At 70.8% G+C, this 22,977-nt stretch carries 19 protein-coding genes and 1 pseudogene; 12 read left to right on the forward strand and 8 right to left on the reverse strand.

The window, feature by feature from the left end; genetic code table 11:
- Positions 1-242: 242 nt before the first annotated feature.
- Positions 243-1,046 (forward strand): exodeoxyribonuclease III, encoded by an 804-nt coding sequence (locus tag AB0R04_RS29325; RefSeq protein WP_363376525.1) that lies wholly within the window; start codon positions 243-245, stop codon positions 1,044-1,046.
- Positions 1,047-1,409: 363 nt separating this feature from the next.
- On the opposite strand, the gene AB0R04_RS29330 is transcribed toward AB0R04_RS29325, so the two are convergent.
- The 5 genes from AB0R04_RS29330 to AB0R04_RS29350 all read right to left on the reverse strand — a co-directional run bounded on the left by AB0R04_RS29330 (position 1,410) and on the right by AB0R04_RS29350 (position 5,634).
- The gene (locus AB0R04_RS29330; RefSeq protein ID WP_363376527.1) at positions 1,410-1,916 is read right to left on the reverse strand and encodes a hypothetical protein; all 507 of its coding nucleotides are present in this window, start codon (positions 1,914-1,916) and stop codon (positions 1,410-1,412) included.
- 384 nt (positions 1,917-2,300) lie between these two features.
- Positions 2,301-2,693 (reverse strand): hypothetical protein, encoded by a 393-nt coding sequence (locus tag AB0R04_RS29335; protein WP_363376528.1) that lies wholly within the window; start codon positions 2,691-2,693, stop codon positions 2,301-2,303.
- Positions 2,694-3,088: 395 nt separating this feature from the next.
- The gene (locus tag AB0R04_RS29340; protein WP_363376530.1) at positions 3,089-3,463 is read right to left on the reverse strand and encodes a hypothetical protein; all 375 of its coding nucleotides are present in this window, start codon (positions 3,461-3,463) and stop codon (positions 3,089-3,091) included.
- A gap of 357 nt (positions 3,464-3,820) precedes the next feature.
- A complete protein-coding gene (locus AB0R04_RS29345) occupies positions 3,821-4,510 on the reverse strand; it encodes a response regulator transcription factor (RefSeq protein ID WP_363376532.1) in 690 nt (229 codons plus the stop codon).
- Positions 4,507-5,634 carry a sensor histidine kinase gene (locus AB0R04_RS29350; RefSeq protein WP_363376534.1) on the reverse strand — a complete coding sequence of 376 codons (1,128 nt, stop codon included), beginning with the start codon at positions 5,632-5,634 and terminating at the stop codon, positions 4,507-4,509. The genes AB0R04_RS29345 and AB0R04_RS29350 overlap by 4 nt, the downstream gene beginning before the upstream one ends.
- A 166-nt stretch (positions 5,635-5,800) precedes the next feature.
- On the opposite strand from AB0R04_RS29350, the gene AB0R04_RS29355 reads away from it, so the two are divergent.
- Both AB0R04_RS29355 and AB0R04_RS29360 read left to right on the forward strand, forming a co-directional pair.
- Positions 5,801-6,991 (forward strand): lipase, encoded by a 1,191-nt coding sequence (locus tag AB0R04_RS29355; RefSeq protein ID WP_363376536.1) that lies wholly within the window; start codon positions 5,801-5,803, stop codon positions 6,989-6,991.
- A gap of 118 nt (positions 6,992-7,109) precedes the next feature.
- Positions 7,110-7,568: pseudogene (locus AB0R04_RS29360) on the forward strand (transposase); the annotation flags it as partial.
- A 36-nt stretch (positions 7,569-7,604) separates the two neighbouring features.
- Here AB0R04_RS29360 and AB0R04_RS29365 read toward each other — a convergent pair.
- Positions 7,605-8,039: a hypothetical protein gene (locus AB0R04_RS29365; RefSeq protein WP_363376538.1), complete on the reverse strand. Its 435-nt coding sequence runs from the start codon at positions 8,037-8,039 to the stop codon at positions 7,605-7,607.
- Positions 8,040-9,407: 1,368 nt separating this feature from the next.
- Here AB0R04_RS29365 and AB0R04_RS29370 point away from each other — a divergent pair.
- Positions 9,408-10,379, forward strand: a complete 972-nt coding sequence (locus tag AB0R04_RS29370) for an aldo/keto reductase (RefSeq protein ID WP_063346282.1) — start codon at positions 9,408-9,410, stop codon at positions 10,377-10,379.
- Positions 10,380-10,395: 16 nt separating this feature from the next.
- Positions 10,396-10,986 carry a hypothetical protein gene (locus AB0R04_RS29375; protein ID WP_363376540.1) on the forward strand — a complete coding sequence of 197 codons (591 nt, stop codon included), beginning with the start codon at positions 10,396-10,398 and terminating at the stop codon, positions 10,984-10,986.
- A gap of 395 nt (positions 10,987-11,381) precedes the next feature.
- Here the strand turns inward: AB0R04_RS29375 and AB0R04_RS29380 are convergent, their stop codons facing one another.
- Positions 11,382-11,747, reverse strand: coding sequence for an NAD(P)-binding domain-containing protein (locus tag AB0R04_RS29380; RefSeq protein WP_079135381.1), 366 nt, complete (start codon positions 11,745-11,747; stop codon positions 11,382-11,384).
- Positions 11,748-11,933: 186 nt separating this feature from the next.
- Complete coding sequence (locus AB0R04_RS29385; RefSeq protein WP_363376542.1) at positions 11,934-13,979, reverse strand: FG-GAP-like repeat-containing protein; 2,046 nt, start codon at positions 13,977-13,979, stop codon at positions 11,934-11,936.
- 428 nt (positions 13,980-14,407) lie between these two features.
- On the opposite strand from AB0R04_RS29385, the gene AB0R04_RS29390 reads away from it, so the two are divergent.
- The 7 genes from AB0R04_RS29390 to AB0R04_RS29420 all read left to right on the forward strand — a co-directional run bounded on the left by AB0R04_RS29390 (position 14,408) and on the right by AB0R04_RS29420 (position 22,977).
- Entirely contained in the window at positions 14,408-16,360 is a 1,953-nt protein-coding gene (locus AB0R04_RS29390; RefSeq protein ID WP_363376543.1) for a PIG-L family deacetylase, read from the forward strand.
- A gap of 157 nt (positions 16,361-16,517) precedes the next feature.
- Entirely contained in the window at positions 16,518-17,567 is a 1,050-nt protein-coding gene (locus tag AB0R04_RS29395; RefSeq protein WP_063346285.1) for a LacI family DNA-binding transcriptional regulator, read from the forward strand.
- Positions 17,568-17,762: 195 nt separating this feature from the next.
- Positions 17,763-18,164, forward strand: coding sequence for a helix-turn-helix transcriptional regulator (locus AB0R04_RS29400; RefSeq protein ID WP_079135383.1), 402 nt, complete (start codon positions 17,763-17,765; stop codon positions 18,162-18,164).
- Between the two features lie 1,075 nt (positions 18,165-19,239).
- Positions 19,240-20,070, forward strand: a complete 831-nt coding sequence (locus AB0R04_RS29405; RefSeq protein WP_363376545.1) for a BTAD domain-containing putative transcriptional regulator — start codon at positions 19,240-19,242, stop codon at positions 20,068-20,070.
- A gap of 86 nt (positions 20,071-20,156) precedes the next feature.
- Complete coding sequence (locus tag AB0R04_RS29410; RefSeq protein WP_363376547.1) at positions 20,157-20,798, forward strand: NADPH-dependent FMN reductase; 642 nt, start codon at positions 20,157-20,159, stop codon at positions 20,796-20,798.
- A gap of 146 nt (positions 20,799-20,944) precedes the next feature.
- On the forward strand, positions 20,945-21,175 hold the full coding sequence (locus AB0R04_RS29415; RefSeq protein WP_363376549.1) for an ammosamide/lymphostin RiPP family protein: 231 nt from the start codon (positions 20,945-20,947) through the stop codon (positions 21,173-21,175).
- A gap of 14 nt (positions 21,176-21,189) precedes the next feature.
- The gene (locus AB0R04_RS29420) at positions 21,190-22,977 is read left to right on the forward strand and encodes a hypothetical protein (protein WP_363376551.1); all 1,788 of its coding nucleotides are present in this window, start codon (positions 21,190-21,192) and stop codon (positions 22,975-22,977) included.

Below are 22,977 nucleotides of genomic sequence, written 5' to 3' on the forward strand. Positions count from 1 at the left end.
AGGAGGTCGGATCCCGGGCCCGCTGTCCGCGGATGCGGCAGGTGGGAGAGCGGGCTTTTATCCGTCCTTCTTTATTAAAGGTCTTTGCAGTAAGCGACCCTAGGTGCATCGTCCGGAGATGGTCAAGACCAATGGCGCGGCTTGGTGCGACTGTCGCACACATTCATGCCGCGTTCACGTCATCCCACGGCTGGTGCGCGTCACGCTTCGGCGCAGGCCCCGGCACTCGGTAGGCTGCCCGGGTGATCGTGGTGACGAGTGTGAACGTGAACGGAATCCGGGCGGCAGCCAAGAAGGGCTTCGTCGAGTGGCTGGCCGGCACCGAGGCGGACGTGGTCTGCCTCCAGGAGGTGCGCTCCGAGCCGGAGCAACTGCCCGTCGAACTGCGCGACCTCGACGGCTGGCACGCGGTCTGGGCCCCCTCCGTCGCCAAGGGCCGGGCCGGCGTCGCCGTCCTGTCCCGCCAGGAGCCGCAGCGGACCGTCATCGGATTCGGGTCCGAGGAGTTCGACAACACGGGCAGGTACGTCGAAATCGACCTGCCCGGGCTGACCGTCGCCAGCCTCTACCTCCCCTCCGGCGAGGTCGGCACCGAACGCCAGGACGAGAAGGAACGCTTCATGGCGGAATTCCTCGTCCACCTCACCACCCTCCGCACCCGCGCAGCCGCCGACGGCCGCGAGGTCGTCGTCTGCGGCGACTGGAACATCGCCCACCGCCCCGAAGACCTCAAGAACTGGAAGGCCAACCAGAAGTCCGCCGGCTTCCTCCCCGAAGAACGCGCCTGGCTCTCCCGCGTCTACGACGAAGCCGGCTACGTCGACGTCGTCCGCACCCTCCACCCCGACCGCACCGGCCCCTACTCCTGGTGGTCCTACCGCGGCCGCGCCTTCGACAACGACTCCGGCTGGCGCATCGACCTCCAGGTCGCCACCCCCACCCTCGCTGCCAAGGCCGTCGAGGCCTACGTCGAGCGGGCCGCCACCCACACCGAGCGCTGGTCCGACCACGCACCGGTCACGGCAGTGTTCGATCTGAACAACTAGGCAGCAGAAACTGGTAGTTCGACAGAATCAAGAGGCGGCCCCGACGCGGGGCATTCCACACGTCGGGGCTTCCTCTCGGTAGCAAATACGCCAGCGGCGAAGGAAGTCGCACGGCACTCCCGGAGTGGATTTTGGCCGCAACGGCCAGCGCGGATCCGCGGCGACCGGCCGAACCGGCACGGCCCCCGCTCGTACCCGGGCCCGGCTGACCGGCGGCAGCCGGCTCTTCGCGCTCCAGGCTGGCGACCCTTATCGCCCGCCCGGTCGGCGGCACCGAGCGGGCGGAGGGCAAGGGTCGCCAGCCGCCGATGGCCGTCACCCCCGCTGGGTGACGGCCACCGAACAGGGCTCACACCGTGGTCACTAGCACGACCACGGCGTGGTGACGTGGCCCGTCACGGTGTCCACCGCCACCGTCCTGCCCTCGCTGGGAATGCAGAAGTAGTAGGTGGGATGCGGGTTCTGCACGACGGGCTCATTGAGGTACAGGGGCTTGAACGCGCCGGTGTGCCCGGCCTTGACGGCCAGATCGTGGGCCTGGACCTCCGTCATGGTGAACGGGGAGATGGCCTGGATCCCGATCGGGACGCTCCACGGCTGCGTGCTCTGGTACTGACCGGTGGTCGAGTACTTGTACTCGAAGGACGGCTCCGAGCCCTTGGCCCGGAAGCGGATCCACCAGGCCTGGACGTCATTGGGGTTGGTCGTGGGTGTCAGCAGGACGGCGTCCGCGTCGTAGAACTGCGAGCCGGGGTGCTCCTGCTGCGCCTTCACCTTGGCCTCCCGCACGATCTGTGTGAGCGGGAGATGGGGTGCCGCGCTGGCGGTGGACGGGGCGATCGGCAGCAGCGACAGGGCCGTGGCGGTCACGGCGAGCCCGATCCGTGCCCGAAGGCGGTGGCGTGATGTCCGGCACCCGTTCAGTGCGGGTGTCGCGGGCGTGCGGGCGGTGCGCGTGGTGTTCATGTCCTTCATCTCCTTCGACCCGGACCCTGCGTGGTCACGGTGGAAGTCGACTGCCGGGTTCGGCGTGAGCGGTGGCCGACGGGCGAGAGGTCCTCGGCCGGGCTCCGCGGGGATGCAGCCTCCCGGGGTCCAACGGTAGGAGGGTCTCCGGGCGCCGTCTCCTGGCCGTCATCCTCGCTGAGCCGAACAGGCGAACCTCTCACCCGGAGCGATGCCCGTCCGGGGTTTCGCCGCGCGGTCCCGGCCGGTGGGCCCGACACTGTGCCGCTCCTTGATCATCGCTGACTGTTACAAGGTGGTGACACGATCTTCTCGAAGTAGGCGTCCCAGCCGACGAGCCTGTAGATCGTCCTTCAGGCTGCGCTCCACCCACTCCAGGGCGATGTAGTACCGCTCCACCCACTCCAGGGCGATGTAGTACCGCTCCAGAACCGGGTCCCAGCCCGACTCCAGCATCCGCACGATATGAGGGTGCTCGACAGCTTTGAGTGCGGCGGTCTCCCGTTCCAGGAAGACCTTGATGATTTCGTCGTCGCGCCGCTTGAGTAACTTGATCGCCGCGAACTGCCTGTCACTGTCGCTATTTGCCGTGTCGACGGCCTTTCGCACCTTCGACAGACCGCCGCTGCGCGCGCTGTCTCCCACCAGCAGGAAGCGATCGTTGATCACATGCGGTCCCACACATGCTCCTCGTCCAGCACCGGCGTCAACTACCGGTCCGACCATCCTGCCAGCCCAGGACTCCTCGGTTGGATGATTCGGCAGATCCGGGCTTGATCGTGGCCAACTCCTCGATGACTACAGTGCCCGACGCTCGACCAACTCATCGCTTATCTTCGGCTTGTTGGGGAGAGCTGTAGCCGAGGCCGTGGTCGACGGCATCGGAGGCAGCCAATCCGGTGGCCCGGAGGGTGGCCACTTCGGAGTGTCAGGGTGGCCCACTCGTGGTCGAGGGCATCCACGGCGGTGCTACCAGCAGCCAACGGTAGAGGCTAGCGCCGTAGCCGCTCCCCCGCACGGAAGCGGCCCGTCGAATCTGTCGATGACGGCCGCCAGTTGCTCGTCCGCTTCGCGATCTACGCCGACCTTCCAGCGCGGTCCAGCTTCGATACTCGTGCTTCGATTTCGGCGGGCAGGTACCAGCCTTCGATGGTGGGTGTCATGTAGAGGCGGGCCTTGAGGCCGAGGAGGAGTTGGCGGCGCCTTTCCTGGTCGGCTTGGGTCCAGGCATCGGCGAAGGTCTGGCCGGTCTCGACTTCCACCCAGGCGGAGGGGCGTTGCGGGAGGGCGGCGAGCCGGCGGCGTTCGTCGACGAGGACTTCGAGGGCTTCGTCCTCGCGCGCTGACCCCAGCCCGCCGGCTACGCACCCGCCCGGCCGCAGTCCGGCCGGGCGGGCCCCGGCACCGGCGTCGCACCAGCCCTGTCCGCCGACGCAACGGTGGTGGGCCACCCGGCAGCCGCAGGCCGGCGGTGCGGACGGGTTCCTGTTCTGCCGCTACCCGGAAGCGGCAACAACGTCCTGCCGCTCCCCGGTGACTGCGGTGCCAGGAGCGGTGGTGGTGACGCTGCCACCCCCGGTGGGCAGCCACAGCCCAGCGGTACGGGGCGGTGCACGCCGCGTCCGGTGGCACGGACTTCGGCCCGGCGGCCGGTGAGCTGCCCCCAGTCGCCGCCCCGCCCTCCGGGTTCTCGGTGCCGTCGACGAAGCCCAGCAGGTTGCGGTCGTCGAAGTCGCGGAAGCCGTGCACGGAGTCTACGCACCACCGGGGAAGTCCCCTTCAGGTCCACCATCCCAGCCGGTGAGGCGTCAGCCTGTGGACGGGAGGTTCCCACCTGCGGTGACCATGCCTGTCTCATAGGCGATGACGACCATCTGGGCCCGGTCATGGGCGTGGAGCTTGGCCAGCAGCCGCCGGACGTGTGTCTTGACGGTCGCGATGCTCAGCCCCAGATGCTCGGCGATCACGTGGTTGGGCAGTCCCCGGGCCACCAATCGGAGGACTTCCCGTTCCCGTGGGGTCACACCCGCCAGCTCCCGGGCGAGTCGCGGGCGCGGCTCGTGGCGTCCGGCGAACTCGCGGATCAGACGGCGGGTGACCGCGGGCGCGAGCAGGGCGTCGCCGGAGGCGACCACCCGTAGGGCTGTCAGCAGGTCGGCGGGGAGGATGTCCTTCAGGATGAATCCGCTGGCTCCGCCGCGGAGTGCCGCGTACACGTACTCGTCCAGGTCGAACGTGGTGAGGACCAGCACACGGGTGCCGACGGCGTCCGGGTCCGCGCAGATGCGCCGGGTGGCCTCCAGACCGTCCATGCCCGGCATCCGGATGTCCATCAACACGACGTCGGGCCGCAGCCGCAGGGCGAGTTCGACGGCCTGCTCGCCGCTGACGGCCTCGCCCGCGACGGTGAGGTCCGGCACGCTCTCGATGAGCAGGCGGAAGCCCGCCCGCAACAGCGCCTGGTCATCGGCGATCAGAACCTGGACCGGCCGGTTCACCGTGCTGCCTCCGATCCGCAGGGCAGCCGCGCATGCACCCGGAATCCGCCCGTCGCCAGGGGGCCGGCGGAGAGGGTCCCGCCGCACATGGCCGCCCGCTCCCGCATCCCGATGAGTCCGTGCCCGCCGCCAGGACGCCGGGACGGGAGCCGGGACGGCGCGTCGTTGACGACCTCGATCTCGACCGCCTCGGGACCCATCCGGGACAGCTTCACCCGGCAGTCCGCCGATCCCGCGTGCCTGACGACATTGGTGAGGGCTTCCTGAACGATCCGGTAGACCGCCAGTTCCACACCCGGGGGGAGCGGTGGATCCGGGTCGACGGACAGCTCCACGCGCGGGCCCGCGCCGGCCGCGAGCGCGGGCAGGTCCGCCAGACCGGAGGCGGACCCCAACTCGGCTCCGTCACCGGGTGATCGCAGAACGCCGAGCATGCGGCGCATCTCGGTGAGCGCCGTCCGGCCCGCCGTCCCGACCAGTGCGAGGGTCCGCTCGGCCTCCTGCGGGTTGGTGGAGGCCACCGCACGGGCCACCTCGGCCCGTACCGCGATGACAGTCAGATGATGGGCCACCACGTCGTGGAGTTCGCGGGCGATCCGCAGGCGCTCGTCCGTCACGGCCTGCCGGGCGGCGAGTTCCGCGTACGACCGCTGCTCTCTCAGCGCGGTGCCCACCAGCCAGGGCAGGGTCATCATCAAAAACGCGAAGACGACGCCCCACGCTACCCCGGAGGCCGGGACCGGTCGCGGTACGAGGGCCATGGCCGCCGCGACGGCGCCCAGCGAGCAGCCGAGCGCCGTCGCGGACCGGCGCCCCGGTTCCCGCGCCGCCACCGTGTACAGGGCGGCCCCGACCGGGACCCAGGACTCCTCCCATCCGGTGAACGCCATGGCGAAGACCGCTCCGGCCAGGACCGTGTACAGAACCCGGACGGGCCGTCTACGCCGTACCGCGACCGGCAGCCAGACCACCGCCGCCACGGCTCCCGCGCCCCAGCCACCGCTACGCGTCTCGCTCGCGCCGAACGCCAGGGCGAGGAGCACGGCCGCGACCGTGTCCACGCCGTGCCACTGTCCGTCCCGCAGACGTCTGGCCACCAGCGGCCGTGACTCCCCGTCGCCCATGCCGGCCACGCTATCCAAACGGGGCCCGGGGCCCGTCAGCCCGGAGGACGTCATCCCACGGGCTGAGTCATCCGCGCGGCCGATGCCCGTCGTACCCTCCTGGGCTGACACCGGGTTACTCCCCGGGGGCGAAGCCGCCGGGCTCATCGGACGGAACAGTGGAGCCATGAATCGGAGAACACTGCTGTCCTCGTGCGCCGGACTGGCCGCCGCCATGATCCCGGGTCCGCTCGCGCCGGTGGCCGCCGCGCGACCGGGGCAGGAGGAACCCGTGCGGTTCCAGCTGCCCGCCCCGAACGGACCGTACCCGCTGGGTACGATCGCGCTGCACCTGGCCGACACCGCGCGGCCGGACCCCTGGGTGCCCTCCCGCCCCTGCCGTGAGCTGATGATCAGCATCTGGTACCCCGCCCGCGGCTGCGCGGCCCGTCCCACCGTTCCCTGGATGCCTCCGGCGGCGGCCGACCGGTACCTGGCCCTCGTCGGCCTGCCTCCCGGCCGGGTACGGCTGGGAGGCACCCACGGCCACGAGGGCGCTCCCGTCGGCGGCCCACCAGGCCCCCTGCCCGTCGTGCTCTACTCTCCCGGCGCCAACGCGTCACGGTCGTTCGGCACCGGCGTCGTGGAAGACCTCGCCAGTCACGGCTTTCTGGTGGTCACCGTCGACCACACCTACGACGCGGCGGCGGTCGCCTTCCCCGGCGGACGCGTCGAGACGAATCCGCCGGGCGGGATCAGCGACTACGCCAAGGCCCTCGCGGTCCGTACCGCCGACATCCGCTTCGTCCTGGACCGGCTCGCCGTCCTCCGCGCGGGCGGCCACCCCGGCGTCTGCCGCACCCCGCTGCCCCCCGGCCTGCGCGGGGCGCCCGACCTGCGGCGCGTCGGGATGCTCGGCCACTCCCTGGGCGGCGCCACCACCGCCGCGACGATGCTCACCGACGGACGGATCACGGCGGGCATGAGCCTGGACGGGGGCGCGGCCGGCCCGGTGGTAGACGCCGGGCTCGACCGTCCGTTCCTGGTCGTGGACACCCCGGGCAAGGGCAGCATGGAGAACAACCCCGCCCTGCGCGCGTTCTGGTCGCGTCTGCGCGGCTGGCGCCTGCACCTGACCGTACGGGGAGCCGCGCACCAGTCGTTCGGCGACGACGAGCTGATCCTGCCGCTGATCGCCCCTCTCCTGGGCATGCCACCGGCCGACCTGGAGGACGAGGTCGGGACGATTCCCGGGCACCGGGCACAGGCGTTCCAACGCGCCTACCCGCGAGCCTTCTTCGACCTCCACCTCCGCGACCAGGGGCGGCTGCTCGACGGTCCCTCCCCCGACTTCCCCGAGGTCGACTACGCCCGGTGAACACCTTGGCGCCGGTCCCGCCCGTCTGGGCTCCGAGGTACGACGCCGGGGCGTTCACCGGGCGGGGTCCAGCGAGGGAGGGTCGTCGGTACCCGGCTCCGGCATATCGCCCTGGCCGGCGTACGACCGCATCGTCGGGCTCGTCCTGGACCAGATCGCCATCGACGGGTCGATCACCAAAGCACCCGGAGGCGGAGAAGCTGCCGGACGCTCACCGGTCGACCGGGGCAAACAGGGCCTCAAACGCTCGGGGATGACAGACGGGCACGGCATCCCGCTGGGCCGCGTCCTGGCCGGAGCGAACTGCCATGACTCGCCGCTGCTCGCCCCGACCCTGGATCTTCCGGACAGCCTGGGCCCGCTGCCCGACGACATCACCGTGCACCGGATCGACGTCATCAACGCCTTCTTCGACCTCACGGATGCCGTCATCACCGTGCATAGCCTCATTCGCCGCGCCCGGACCACCCACCGCAGGGACGACCGCCCCACCCGGCGACCACGACCCCACACCCATCTGCGCGAGTTCTCACCAGCTCCAGCGGAGCACCAAAGGAGAACGGGCTGTATCCCTTGAACTACCCGAGCCCTGGCGGCCGTCGGCGGCGGTCGGTTACGGCATTGCCGCGAATGCCTCCCGATGGTCGCGTACCCACTGCTCGAACGTGCCCGCCGGCCGGCCGAGCACCCGCGGCACGTGGTCGGTGACGTACGCCGCACCGCCGGCGCGTGCCCAGCCGATGCCGGTGACCATCCCGGCCGGCAACTGGTCGAGCGCATTCGTGTCGGTGATCCTGACCGGCCGTTCCAGCACGCCCTCCAGGATCGCCGCCTGGTCTGCGGACGTCAGCAGTTCCGGCCCGGTCAGGTCGTACCGCTGCCCGTCGTGCGCGTCGCCGGTCATGGCGGCGACGGCGACCGCCGCCACGTCCCTCGGGTCGACGACGGCCTGCCGGGAGTCGCCGGTCAGGTTCGGGATCGGTTCTCCGGCCTGGATCAGGGTCCGGTACCACAAGAGGTTCGAGGCGAAGCTCGGCGGGCGCAGCATCGTCCACACGAGCCCGCCGGCCTCGATCGCCTCCTCCGCGGCGAGGTGCCACGCGCCGACGGTCGCCCCGTCGAACCGCTCGCCGCTGCCAATGGCCGAGCGGCTTCCCTGTTCGCCGGATGGCCCCTGGCGCTCTGTTTTCGCCGGCTCCGGCCGGCGCGCCTTCCCGGTCGGCCGCCACCTGGCCGGCGTCCGGCTCCCCGGACCTCACCCTGCCACCCCGGTGGGCCACGACCTGGTGGCGCCGCCGCGGGCGGGACAGGAGCGAGCCGCTCACTCCCGTGATCGGCAGCCCGGCCGGGCGGCGATGGCCGCTCAAGGCTTGATGCCGATCCCCAGGCGCTTCAACTTGGCCAGTCTGTCCACGACCCTCTGCATCCTGACGACCTGGGTACTCCGCTGCTCCGGCTCCTGGGCGGAGGAGGGAATACTGGACGCCACCGCCCGGAATGGTCGAGGTCGTCTCCCCCACCACGGCGAGCATCCTTGCGAAGTCGTACAGCATGTCCTCGCGACGGTTCAAGTACTCCGCCACGCTCCGGTAGTCGACCCAGTGCGTCCTCCCGCCGACCCGCCCGATGACGTGCACGTCATAGCGGTCCTTCGCCACCCAGGAGGGCTGGTAGACCGGCGCCCCGACCGCATCCACTTTGTGGCCGGCCGTGATGGCCACCCACTTGCCGTCCCGGATGACGGTCGCCCGCAGGGCGCCCGGCCCAGGACAACGCGGCCGATCGGCAGGACGGATGAGAGGCCTCACGCTGGTCGACGAGCTGGCCAAGCCCACCGGGGACGCCGACTCTCGGCTCACTGACGCGGGGCCGGAAACATCTCGTACGACCGGCGCCCCGGAAGCGATCACTCCGCCGCGAAGGCGGTGGAGGCCTGTGTCGAGCGCGCCGCCACCCATGCCGGTCGCTGGTCCGACCCCGCGCCCTTCGCCCGAACTCCCTTGGCAGGAGGGCGATCCAGCCTCGCGGCATGCGAAGGCCATGCGCACCAGGGCGGTGGACGCGCGGACCACCCGCGCCTACGGCCTGCGACCCACGACCCGGCCGCGACCCGCCTCGGCCCGGTAACCACCGGGGGCGGCCTCGCCGTCGAGCTGTTCGAGCGCAGAACGACGGCGCAGGCGCACACCCCGACCACGACGGAATCCAGCCGACGCCTCGGCATGGCATCGGACCAGAAGGTAGTATCGGTTTCCACACTGACTGAATATCAAGTGCACGCTATTCATTGGACATTGCTGTCGGGGGCGTCAGCCGACCCCTCAGGTGGGGGGTTGCGCCGAGTCGCGCCCCCCTGCGCCCCACCCTCCGCACCGGAACCGACCACCGAAACCGGTAAGAACCCAGAAGGCGTCCATTGGTTACCATCGCAGACTCCGAGCTCGACGTCTTTCCACTCTGCCTCGGCGGCAGCGTCTTCGGATGGACCGTCGACGAGCGGACATCCTTCCGCGTCCTCGACGCCTACGCCGCCGCGGGCGGGAACTTCATCGACACCGCCGACTCCTATTCCCAGTGGGCCCCCGGAAACACCGGCGGGGAGTCCGAGTCCATCCTCGGCAACTGGCTGGCCGCGCGCGGTCAGCGGGACCGTTTCGTCATCGCCACCAAGGTAGGCCGACTGAACGGACTGTCCGGGCTCACGGCGAAGGTCGTTCACCAGGCCGTGGAGGAATCCCTGCGCCGTCTGCGGACGGATCATATCGACCTCTACTACACGCACGCGGACGACCCGGAAACGCCCCTCGAAGAGACCCTCGCCGCACTCGACACACTGATCGTGGCAGGGAAGGTGCGCCATATCGGCGCCTCGAACATCAGCGGTCCCAGGCTGGCTGAATCCCTTGAGGTTTCGAAGCGTTCGGGGCTCGCCTCGTACGTGGCGGTCCAGCCTCCCTACAACCTCATGGAACGCGAGCCCTTCGAGAGCGGGATCGCCCCGGTCTGCGAGCGCGAGGGCGTCTCCTGCGTCCCGTACTTCGCCCTGGCGCAGGGCTTCCTGACGGGCAAGTACCGCGAAGGCGCACCCGCCGTTCCCAGCGTCCGCAGCGACGCGGCACGACCGTACGGCGAAACGCCCCGCGGCCGCACGGTGCTCCGGACGCTGGACACGATCGCCTCCGAGCACGACACCGCCCCCGCCGCGGTGGCCCTGGCCTGGCTGAGGGCGCAGCCCCATGTCGTCGCTCCGCTCGCCAGCAGCAGGACGCCCGAGCAGCTCGCCGAACTGACCCCGGGAGCGACCCTGGAACTCTCCCCGGCCGAGGTTCACTCGCTGGACCTCGCTTCACGGACCACCGCGGCGGACCACCATGCGCATGTCGGCTGAAGGAGGAGGAGCCGCCGTGACCCTCACCCCCCACACCGCCCTGATCGGATTCGACGCCGTCAAGTCGTTCATCTCGGTAGCGCGCGATGAATACGAGGCCTGTACCCCGCAGGAACCACCCTCCTGTTTCGCCCTCCTGCTCGGCACCGTCGACGACGGTGTCGCGGCCATCACCTCGGTCCAGTTCGCGACCAACGTCCGTGCCACCGACCCGATGGCGCTCGAAGAGTTCTCGAGCTCCATAGAGCCGTGCTTCGGAAGCGCCTACCGAAACCCCCGCCGGGGATTCTGGTGCAGCTCGCAGGATCTGCTTCGTATTCACCGGCAGGCGGACCGTGACGGGGCCGAGATCCTGGGCTCCATCCATCTGCATCCCGACTGGCACCGGATCGGCCCACCCGAAGAGCGAGGGCTGCGAATAAGCGAGGAGCCGACACCGATGGACCGCTACATGCTCGACAACAGTCGGTACCCGGTGAACATGATCTGCTATCTGGAATCCGGCCCACAGGGGGTTTCCGCCGCACTCGCGGCATGGGGCCCTCCTCCCGAGGAGGAGGTCGCGGCGCCATGCCCCCGCCTCCTTCTGAGGTTCAGCGCGTCCTGAGAACGGCAGGCTCACCCCTCGCCACCGGCGGGACTCCGCCCCGGTCACGCTCGCGGATGTGACCGGGGCGGGGCCGCCCGTCCACCCCTGGGTGAGTACCGCCGGAACGGGGCCGTCGGGGCGGACGGTGGTGCTGTAGGCGGCGCTGGTGGGGGTGGAGGAACAGCCCGGTCGGCGTGGTCGCGGTGGCGTCATGCCCGGCGACCGGCAGGGTGACCCGCTCGTCCCGGATGAACGTGTCGTGCCGGAGCATCATGGCCCCGATCCGGGGGCCCGAGACCGTACCGCCCGCTGCCTGGGGGCCGACGAGTCAACCGTCCGCACGAGGCCAGCGACGTCCGGGCGCTCGAAGGCACGCTCACGCGTGCCTTCGAGCGCCAGGACTCCGGGCCGGCTTACAGCAGGGTGGCCTCGGCGGTGCCAATGGCCTGGGGCACCGCCAGAATCGCGCCGTCGACGTAGTCGATGCCGGCCTCGGCCGCCCACTCGGCGGTCTCCCGGGCCTGGGTGGAGCTCGCCATGGTCAAGTTGACCAGGGTGCGGCCGGCCAGGGAGGAGGCGGCCGGGTCCAGCAACCTGTGCACGGCGTCGTAGTCCGAGACACGGACGACGACCAGCGGGCTCGCCTCGAGCGCGCTCCTGACCGAGCCGGCGAGGGGCGCGCCCTTGGCGACGAGCTGCTCGGCCTTGCCGGCCGAGCGGTTCCAGACGGTCGTCGGGTGGCCCTTGTCCAGGAAGACCGCGGCCGACGCCTGGCCCATCACCCGCGGTGGACGGTGCACGGCCTGCCCGCCGGACCCGACGTCACGGCCGAGGCCCCGGGCGACCTGCTGGACGTCCTCCTCGCCTTCGGCGAGCCGCCCGGCCCGGTGGGCCGCCGCTGCGAACGGTGGTCCCGTGCAAGCGCATTGGCCGGGTAGGACGAGTTGGACGGGCCGACCGGCCGGTCACCAGCCGTCGGTGAGCCGGAAGGCGTGGGAGAAGGAGGCTCCGCCCGTGTTCATCCATTCATCGAGGACGCCGTAGGTGTCGTTGCGGGCGATGAGGTCGGCACGGCCGGTGCCCCGGAAGTCTCCGGCAACCGTCTGCGAGAACGGACCCCACCCGTCGGTGACGAGCACGCGGCCGGCGAAGGTACCGTCCCCGTTACCGGGCCACATGTACAGGTTGCCCGTCGCGTCCTCCCTCGCCATCAGGTCCGCGTGACCGGTCCCCCGGAAGTCACCGGCAACCGTCTGCGAGAACGGACCCCACCCGTCGGTGACGAGCACGCGGCCGGCGAAGGTACCGTCCCCATTGCCGGGCCACATGTACAGGTTGCCCGTCGCGTCCTCCCTCGCCATCAGGTCCGCGTGACCGGTCCCCCGGAAGTCACCGGCGACCGTCTGCGAGAACGGACCCCACCCGTCGGTGACGAGCACGCGGCCGGCGAAGGTACCGTCCCCGTTACCGGGCCACATGTACAGGTTGCCCGTCGCGTCCTCCCTCGCCATCAGGTCCGCGTGACCGGTCCCCCGGAAATCGCCGGCGGTGGTCTGGGAGAACGCGCCCCAGCCGGCCGTCAGGTCGGTCCTGGCCGTGAAGGACCCGTCTCCCAGCCCCGCCCACTCGTACAGGTGCCCGTCCGATTCGTCTCGGGCGACGAGGTCGCCGATGCCCTTGCCGTGGAAGGCTCCGGCCGTCGTCTGGGAGAAGGTGTGGGAGGGGCTGGTCGGGGCGGGCCGCGGGGCGAGGACCTCGGCGAGGGCCGTGTTCCCGTTGGTGGTGAAGTGCAGGTGGTCGGAGGAGACGTAACCGGCGAATGCGGCGCTCGGGTTGAGCGGGTCGCGGGTCGCCCGGTCGAAGTCGTGGAAGCCGTCGATAGCCGTCGTCGTGCGGATCCAGTCGTTGACACACTGGCGCACCCGGTCCCGGGCGGCGGTGTAGTCGGTGTAGCCCTGGAAGGCGGGGATGGTGGCAACGGTGAAGCGCAGCCCGGCCGCGTGCGCGCGTGAGGCCAGCTGCTGGATCCCCGACTCGAGCGCGGAGTCGGAGGCGTCGTCCATCGTGATGTCATTGATGCCCTCGTAGAGCACGACGCTCCGCACTCCGGTCTGGGAGAGGACGTCCCGGTCGAAGCGGTTGAGCGCGCTCTGACCGAAGCCGACGCGTCCTCCCGTCCCGTCGGTGAGGATCCGGTTGCCGGAGATGCCCTTGTTGACGATGCCCTCGGGCGTCGGTCGGGCGCTGAGGGCGCGCCCGTAGTCATCGGCCCAGCGGGTGTTGGAGTCCTGGTTGGTGTGCCCGCCGTCCACCTGCGAGTCGCCGAGGGCGACCACCGTCCCGTCGCTGCCGGCGGCCGTGACGTCCAGGCCGCCGAGGAAGGCCCAGTAGGCGTACGGGGTGGAGAGGTTGGCGCCGCCCGTGTCCTGGGTGCGGTCGGCACCGTCGCCGGGGGCGGAGGTGTAGGAGGTGGTGAGCGTGTACGGGTGGTAGGGCGCGGTGGTGACCCCGTCGGGCAGCCAGAGGCTGACCAGCAGGTTCTCGTCTGCGGTGACCGGGAAGGCGACGGGGTCGCTGTAGACCTCGCCGCCGGGTGGGACGACGGTCCGGCCCGAACCGCCGAACGTCAGGGTGGCCGGCGTGGCCGCCGCCGTGGCCGGATTCCCGTTCCGGGCGGAAGCCCTGTCCTGGGCCGCGACGGTGACGTGCCCGATGGTCACCGGGTCCGGGCTGAAGGTGTTCACCAGGTGAATCCGGGCGGAGCTGCCGCCGATGCTGGTGTGGACGACCATGCGCAGGGTCTGCTGCCCCGTCACGCCCGAGGATGCCGACGGTCCTGCCAGGCTCATGGCGGTACCCCAACTCCCCGTCCAGGCCGAGGACTCGGGGCGCGCCACGCCCGGGGCCGACGGGAGCGCGGCGGGGACCGGCCCGCAGCCGACGGCCGCGTTCGCCGGGGCCGCGGGCGGCAGGGCGGCGAACGCGCCGAGGACGACGGCGGCTGCCGTCATGGCGGACGGGCGACCCCGCAGTGGGCGGTGGGTGACGTGCACAGGAGTCCTTTCGCCGGGTACGGAAAACCATTCCCGCATGGCTCGGGTGACGAAGAAATGGTGGCGATCCGTTTCCCGAAGGAGGAGGTCCGAGAATGGCCGAGAAATCTCGGAGCCCGCTCGCCATCCATCATGCAATCACCGCCGGTCCGGATTTCGCCAGGAGGAACATCAGGCGGAAACCATGGGGAAGTTCCAGCAGAAACCGCGCTGTACAGGCAAGATCGGCGAGAAAAAGACGGAGTGGCTTGATTGCACGTCAGTTGACTGTCGCGCCTGACGGGATTTGCGATATACCGTCTCGGGCACTTCCCGCCCTACAATCCGCCAATCTCCTCCTGGCGTGATCACCTGCCGACCTCGAATCTCGAATGAGGGGAAATCACATGGCAATCGGACGACGGCAACTCCTCACCTCCCTCGCGCTGACCGCCCTCGCCGCACCCGTCCTGGCCAAGGGGACCGCGACCCGCGCCTCCGCGGCCACGGGTACGGGTACGGGTACGGCCGCACGTATGGCCGCCGGCTCCGGGCCGCTGTTCATGCAGGTCGTCGCCCACGAGGACGACGACATCCTGTTCATGAACCCGGACCTGTCCAACGCCCTCGGCAACGGCACACCGTCCGTCACGGTGTTCGTCACCGCCGGGAACATCACCGGTGACCCGTGCGTGGGCGGCTGCTGGGACCCCGCCGGCGACCCACTGCGCACCTGGAACCGCCAGATGGGCGCCGTCAACGCCTACTCCCGGATGACCGGGGTCGGCGACAACGACCCGGCGACCGACGAGGTCGGGCACTGGACGGTCGAGGCGTGGACGGTCGCGGGCAAGCAGGTCGAGCGGTACATGCTCAAGGACCGGCCGGTGCACCTGATCTTCCTCAACCTGCACGACGCCGGGCTCGCCAACGTGCTGAACGGCGGCACCGACACCACGGTCGTCCCGAAGGACAGCCCACTGTCCGGGCCGTCGACCTACACGGCGGCGGACGTCGTCGAGGTGCTGCGGCAGATCATGGTGACGTACCAGCCGACCGTGCTCCGGGCCCAGGACGAACTCCCGGACACCCGCTACAAGGACGACCACTCGGACCACATCTCCGCCGCGAAGTTCGCGGGCGTGGCGGCGAGCCAGTACGGCGGCTCGCTGATCCAGGTGAACTACCGGGACTACAACATCAGCGACTGCCCGGTGAACCTCGACCCGGCGACGGTCGGCGCCAAGGGCGTGTTCGTCTCCGAGTACGCCAGCCACGACCACTCGGGGAACTACGAAACCGCCTGGTTCTCCCGGATGTACTACCGCTGGTCGCGGGGCACCTCCTGGGTCGGACTCAACCAGGACGGCCGGCCGCAGGTCTTCGTCGTCCGGGCGGGCTCCCTCTACACGTACTGGCGCCAGGGGGACGGCAGTTGGGGAGGCCCGGCACGGTTCGCCGACCCGGGCGGGCGACTGGCGCCGGGCATCGCCGTCGGCACCAACGCCGACGGCCGGATGGAGGTCTTCGCCCGCCGCCTCACCGACCACCACATCGTCTCCGTCCCGCAGACCACGCCCAACGGCGTGTGGCGGGACAGCTGGGCCGACCTCGGCAACCCCAACGCCGGGCTCGACAACGCGGGCCAGGTCGGCGTGCCCGCGGTGGTCGCCTCCCAGGACAGCCGGCTGGAGCTCTTCGTCAAGAACGGCGGCGGCGGCCTCAGCAGCATCCGGCAGACCAGCCCGAACGGCGCCTGGACGACCACCTGGGATGACCTGCACGGCACCGACATCCAGGACCCGGTCACCGCGATCCGCAACGGCGTCGGAAGGATCGAGGTCTTCGCCAGCACCCGCGACGGGGTCGTCAACTGGTGGCAGACCGCTCCGAACGACGCCATCAACGGCCCAGGCCCGATCCCGAACTCCCGGCCGGCCAGCCCGCCCAAGGCCGCGCTCGACCAGGACGGCCGCATCGAACTCGCCTACCGCGAGGCCGGCACCGGCGCGATGCTCGTCAGCTACCAGACCCAGCCCGGCGGACCGTGGAGCCAGTCCCCGGGCAACCTCGGCGGCCACGCAGGAGTGGGCGAGCCGGCGATGGCCAACCTCGGCGGGCGGGTCGTCCTGTTCGAGCGCAACGGCGGCGGCGGCGTGAGCACCACCGCCCAGACCGCCCCGAACGCCGGCTACGGCGCCTGGCAGGACCTCGGCGGCACCGTCCTCGACTACCCGACCGCGCTCGTCGACGGCGGCGGTGTCCTGTACGTGTTCGCCATCGGCACGGACGGCCGCGTCTACTACCGCACGGGCACGACGCCCACCAACCTCGGCGGCTGGCGGGGCATGCCCCTGTGACCGCCGGTTCCGTCGGCCGGTCGGACACCCTCCCGACCGGCCGACGGGCCGGGCCCGTGGGAGCGCCGGTGGAAGCGCCGGTGGGAGCGCCGGTGGGAGCGCTCTCACGCCGTGTAGGATGGCCACTCCCGAGAGTGAGCCACACCGGAGTGTGATCATGACCCGAACTGACAGGCCGGGCCCCGGAAGCGCCCGGTCTGCCGCGCGACCGACGGTGGAGGACGTGGCCGCCCGCGCGGGAGTCAGCCGGGGAACGGTGTCCCGGGTCATCAACGGTTCGCCCAAGGTGAGCGCCAGGGCGAGGGAGGCCGTGGAGCACGCCGTCGCCGAGCTCGGCTACGTACCCAACCAGGCGGCACGGTCCCTGGTGACCTCGCGCACCGACGTCGTCGCCCTGGTCGTCCCGGAGAGCCTGGCGCGGCTGAGGTCGGAGCCGTACTTCGCGGACGTCATCACCGGGATCTCTGACGAACTCGCGTCGACCGACCTTCAGTTGCTGCTGACCCTGGTCCGCAACGAGGACGAGCGCGAGCGTCTGACGCGCTACCTCACCGCGCGTCGGGTCGACGGGGTGCTCCTGGTCTCGGTGCGCCAGGACGACCTGTTGCCCGACCTGCTCGAACAGCTCGGGATGCCGGCCGTACTGGGCGGTCGCCGGTCCGAGCGCGAATCGCTGAGCTACGTCCACGCCGACAACGCCGGCGGGGCCCGGGCGGCCGTCCGGCACCTGGTCGGGCGCGGCCGCACCAGAGTGGCCACCATCACGGGGCCGCTCGCCATGGAGGCGGCCGGGGCACGCCTGGCGGGGTACCGGGAGGCGCTCACGGAGGCCGGCCTCGCTCCGGAGGACGCGCTCGTCGCCCACGGCGACTTCACCGAGGCGGGCGGCTACGCGGCGATGTGCGAGCTCCTGGCCGAAATGCCCACCCTCGATGCCGTGTTCTGCGCCTCCGACCTGATGGCCGTGGGCGCGTTCCGGGCGCTGCGCGAGGCCGGGCGGCGCGTGCCGGGAGACGTGGCCGTCGTCGGCTTCGACGACTCCGTCATCGCCCGTAGCACCGAGCCGCCCCTCACCAGTGTTCGCCAACCGACCGAGGCGATGGGGCGGTTGATGGTTCAGCTGCTGCTCGAGGAGATCGCCGAACCCGGGCGGCCGCGTCGCCAGGTGATCCTTCCGACCGAACTGACGGTCCGCGCCTCGGCCTGACGGCCTCGGACGGCTTCGAACTGAACGGCCGTCACGTTCCGTTGTTCCGGTATGAGCCACTGCCGCGTGTCGCGGCTGACCTGGGCATGAGGTGCTGCTACGCTCCCGATGGGTGGGTGTGGGAGCGCTCCCACGCGCCAAGATTCTGGGGGTGACGTGTCGAAGGCACAACAAGGGGATTCGGCATTCGGGGGCATGCTGAGGACGCTTCGTCGTGAAGTGGGATTCACGCATGAGGAACTCGCCCGGCGTTCCCAGGTCAGTGTGAGGACGATCAGCGACATCGAGCGGGGCCGGGTGCGCCGACCACAGCGCCGCTCCGTCCAGCAGCTCGCGGAGGCGCTCGGCCTGGGGACCTCGCGATTGGAATGGTTTCTCCGTGCCGCGCGAGCCGTTCCCGGCAGCGGGCTCGATCAGCCGGACGGGAGCCGTCGCGAGACGCCGGCCGCCGGGGAGGTGGACGAACAGCCGTCCGCGGTGGTCGTGATGGTCCTGCCGTTGACCGCGATCGGCGAGAGCGGTCCGTGCTGTCGGCGCCGCCGACGCTGTCCGAAACCCCGCCCGGCCGGGCCCCGACACCTGCGCCGGGCCGGTTGACGGCCGTCGCGTGCGGCGGGCAGGCGCCGGCGGCCACACGTCCGCCACGAGGACGCCGAACGCGTACGCCCGCCCCACCAGCGCCGTCCGGTTGGGGACGTGCCACCGGCGGTGGGGTGGGCGGTGTCGGAGGCATGTCGGGCGGGTGTGGGCCGCTTCGGCATGCGGGTGCCGGGGTGGACTCTGGCGAGGTTTCATCCTCTGGGTGCGGCGCGGAAGTGTGACGGGCGGTGCCTGGCGCTGCGTGATCCTGTGGGGACGAACGGTAGGTGGATTTGATTCAACTTTCGGGCGTCGTAGTTCGTCTACCCGGAGAGCTGAAGCAGGCGGGTGCCGGGGCCGTATGTGCTGTTCATTGCTTGTTTATTCCCAGAAGCCAGAGTCATTACTGATCTTCCTGACTCGGGCGGCCGGACGGTGCCTGGCAGGCAACTCTGGAGAACGTACATCATGCCGCGCAAGCCACTTGGGACCCTGGTCGCCGCCGCTGGGGCGAGCGTCGGGCTCACGCTCGTCACACCGGCCCGGACCTCCGTCGCCGTCGCCATGGGGTGGGATGTGTCAGCGGAATCAGCACACCGATCGTGCGTACACCGACCCGGGCGTGGTGATGGGCGGCGCCTTCTCGGAATCGACTTCGTGAAGTCGCCGATCGACGAGGCTGGAAAGAGCGCCGAAGTTCGGGGAAACCAGGCCGAGTTGCATGAGGGCCTGTCCAGGATGCCGCGACGGCTCGCCGTGAGCGAGTGCACCATCAGCATCTTCTGGTGAGACGAGGGCTTCCGGGGTCGACCACCGACCCGGGCAGAGGCGGTCGCCGAGGCGTCGCGTCACAGTCGAGGCCGGGACACGGATGCGAGCCGGACAGAACCGGAGACTCCGCTTCCCGCCGTCCGTCTGACCGGCATTCTCCGAACGGCCACGCCGTTCCCGTACGTCAACACAGATAAGGCGACCGGCCCTCACCCCGGTCGTACCACCGGTCGACCGGGTTGCCTCCCCCACAGGCCTGAACCGGCCGACCGCGCCAGCGCGTTCGCATCCTGTTACCCCCACGAAGAAGGAGGGTTTCCACATGACCGAGATTTCCACGCTTGCCGTCGTACGCTGCCTCGGCGGCTTTTCACTGGACTTGGGGGGACTCCCGGTCAGACGCTGGCGGGCCGGCAAAGCGCGCACACTGTTCCTTTACCTCCTCATCAACCGGGGCCGCACGGTCGACCGCGACGAACTGCACGCCGCGCTGTGGCCCGACCGCACCCGGGCGGCGGGCTCCAGTTCCCTCAAGGTCGCCAAGCACGCGGTGCACCAGATACTCAGCGGGCAGCAGGCCGCGGAGGAGCAGCCGGCCGCGGAGATCGTCTGCAGCGAGTACGGGTACTCCCTCAAACTCCATGACGCCTGGCTGGACTTCGAGGAGTTGGAGCAGCTGTGCAACGAAGGGCACCGGGCGGCGGCCCGAAGTGATCCGCGCGCGGCCGCGGAGTACTACCGCAGGGCGCTGGATCTTCACACCGGGGACTTCCTGCCCGGTGAGACCGCCGACTGGGCCAGGGAGCAGCGGGACTGGGTACGGTCCCTCGCGCTGGGGGCGGCGGACTTCCTCCTCCAGGAGGCACTGGACCGGGGCGAGTTGCCGAAGGTCATCGACATGTGCCGCCGCACGCTGGACATCGACCCGTATCAGGAGGACGTCTACCGGACCCTGATCCAAGTTCACGGTGACCTGGGCCAGTTAGGGCAGGCCAGGTCCTGGTACAAGCTGTGCCGGGCCCGGATGTCGGATGGTCTGGACATCGATGTCAGCCCTGACACCCAGCGACTTCTGGAGCGGGTTCTGCGCACCCAGGACGCGTCCGCCCGGACTGTGGACCAGACCCCCGGCCCACGCGTAACCAATGCATAACCCACGCATAACCAGCTCATAACCAGCGCATAACCGCCCTGTCTAGACTCCGAAAACCGCGACCGGTCAAGGAGATTGGGGTAACCGTGCTGGAGACGAACCAGGGTTCCGTTCTTTCGGTGGAGAATCCCGGTGTTGGTGCCTCAGCCGATGCCGGGCCCCTGATCGTCGGCATCGGGGGCACCGTCCGCTCCGGTTCCTCGACGGAACGGGCGGTCCGGGCGGTACTCGCGGCCTCGGCGGCGGCGGGGGCCCGGACCCTGCTGTTGGGTGCCGAGGAGCTTCAACTGCCGCTCTACGCACCGGGGGAGTCACTGCGCACCCCGGCGGCCCGGCGGCTGGTCGAGGCCGTCGCCCTCGCCGACGGCCTGGTGATCGGCACGCCCGCCTACCACGGGGGCGTTTCCGGTCTGGTGAAGAACGCCCTCGACTACCTGGAGGACCTGCGCGAGGACGCGCGCCCGTATCTGCACGGCCGCGCCGTCGGCTGTGTCGTCACCGCACGCGGGACGCAGGCCGCTTCGACGCTGGCGGGGCTGCGCTCCGTCGTGCACGCCCTGAGGGGCTGGCCCACTCCCCTGGGAGTGGCCATCAACACGGAGAGCGTCACCCTGGCGTCCGGCGACAGCACCGGCGACAGCACCGACGACCCGCATCTCACCGCGCAACTGGCCACCGTCGGACGGCAAGTGGTCGAGTTCGCCCGGATGCGCACGCCGGTCGGCTGAGCGCCCGGGGCCTGCCGCCGACCGCGGCCGCCCGCCGTACGTCCCCCGTACGTCCCCCGTCACGATTCCCGCCCACCCCTTTGGTTCCGGCTGCCCTGACACCGGATCCTTCGCATCCGCATTCCCACGTCCGACCGTGATTCCGAATGGAGCGCGCCATGGAAGACACCGCGAAGTCCACCGCGAAGTCCACAGAGCCCGAGCAGACCACCGAGGGGACCGAAGCCCCCCAAGCGGAAACCGCCGGGGCCGAAACCGCCGAGGACACCGAACTGGACGCGCTGGACGAGCTGGACGACGTCGACTTCGACCTCGACGAGGTCGAGAACAAGATCGCGCCGCTCGCCCTCGCCACCACCGAGCCCTCGCGATGGTGACGCGGGCGGCCGAGGTGAGCCGCGCATCCACCGCCTCCGTCCTGGTCGACGTGAACACCGGACCGGCCGCCTCGTACACGGGGCTGCGGGCGGGCATCGACGCCCTGCGCGCCGAGGGCGCCGACTTCACCGGGCTCGCGGCCGGGCACCCGTCCGAATGGGCGGAGCTCTTCCCCGCCGAGACCGCGCCCGGCACCGCGCCGCTGGAGGAGATCGCGCTCGCGCCGTCCGAGCGGCGGCTGCACCGGGAGAGCGAGCAGGTCTACCGCGTGCTGACGGTGGCCGCGACCGCCCTGTGCACGGGCACCGCGCAGTTGGGCAGGCCCCTGCTGCTCAGTGGGATGGGCGGCACCGACCTGTCCTCGCTGCGCGGTTTCATGCGGGCCTTCGAGCACGCGCAGCTCGTCGAGGGCGCCGAACTGCTGCTGGACGCGCCGACGTCCGTGCGCGAGCCGGTCGGCCGGTACGCCGACTACCGCGGGGAGCGGGTGCGCTGTCTGCGCCGCATGGGGCTGCCGGTCACCGAGGGCGACCTGGCCGTGGACCTCAGTACGGCTCCCGACGCCGGCTTCGAGCCGGTGTCCGAGGAGGGCGAACTGTTCCTGCGGGCGAGGGACTCCGAGGGCTCCGCCGTGGACCGGGTGGCCGCCGCACTGGCCTACTGCCGCCGGGCGTTCTTCTCCACGAACTGGGAGGGCATGGCGGTCGTCGCCGACGAGGCGATCGGGCTGCTCGCCGGCATCCCCGAGTCGGGCGTACCCGGGCTGCTCGCCAAGGCGGAGCGCGAGGAGGAGCTCGTCCACGCCATCGAGTTCGAGACGGCGATCCTGCGCGGCACCGCCGACGTACGCGGTTTCCTGCTCAAGGTGCTCGGCATCCAGGCGGGCTTCCGCGGGGACCAGGACACGGCCCTCGCCTGCTTCCGGGCCATCCGGGAGGACGCCGCCGGCCTGTCCCCGGAGCTGCGCGCCCAGTCGCACCTGTACTCCGCGCTCACCCTGTCCAAGCGCAAGAACCGGCTGGCGGAGGCGGTCGCCGAGGTCGAGCAGGGCTTCGAGGTCGTCGGGGAACGTCCGGGCGAGCCCGAGAGCGTACGCCGCGAGCGCGGCTGGCTGCACAACCTGCGCGGGCTGACCCTGTTCGCGGAGCGGCGTCTGGGGGCGGCCTTCGAGCACGAGAAGCAGGCGCTGGCCTGCATGGCGGGCCTGACCGACGCCAGTGCCGCGCATCTGCGGATCAACCTGTACTCGAACATCAGCGTGCTCCAGGAGAAGGCGGGCAAGCACGCCTCGGCCCTGGCGACCTGGGAGAAGTTCAAGCAGGCCGCCGGCTCGTCGAACGCGGGCTTCCGCAAGCACCACGCGTACCGCAGCGCCGGGCTGCGGCTGCTCGTCGGCGAGCGGGACGCCGCCCTGGCGGACCTGGACACCACGCTGGTGAACGCGGCCGAGCTGGGTGACCGCTTCCACGAGACCGAGGTGCGTCTCGAACTGGGCATGCTGCACGCCTCCGGCGGTGACGCGAGGACGGGCGCCGAGCAGTACGAGCGCGCCGAGGCCGCGGCGCGGCTGCTGGGCGACCCGTACCGCATCGCGCTGGCCCAGGCGGGTCGGGTGATGACGACCGGCTCCGTGACCGCGGCCGGGTCGGTGGCGGCCATGGCGCCGCTGAGCCTCACCCGTCCCGGTGCGGCGGACGCCCTCGCCAAGGCCGTCGCCGACGGCGGTGACCTGCAAGGGCTGCTGCCCAGGCCGCGGACCAAGCTCAACCGCCCGTTCGACCTGATCAACTTTCAGGACTGA

It is taken from the genome of Kitasatospora sp. NPDC056731 (genome assembly GCF_040687675.1).
GTDB lineage: Bacteria > Actinomycetota > Actinomycetes > Streptomycetales > Streptomycetaceae > Kitasatospora.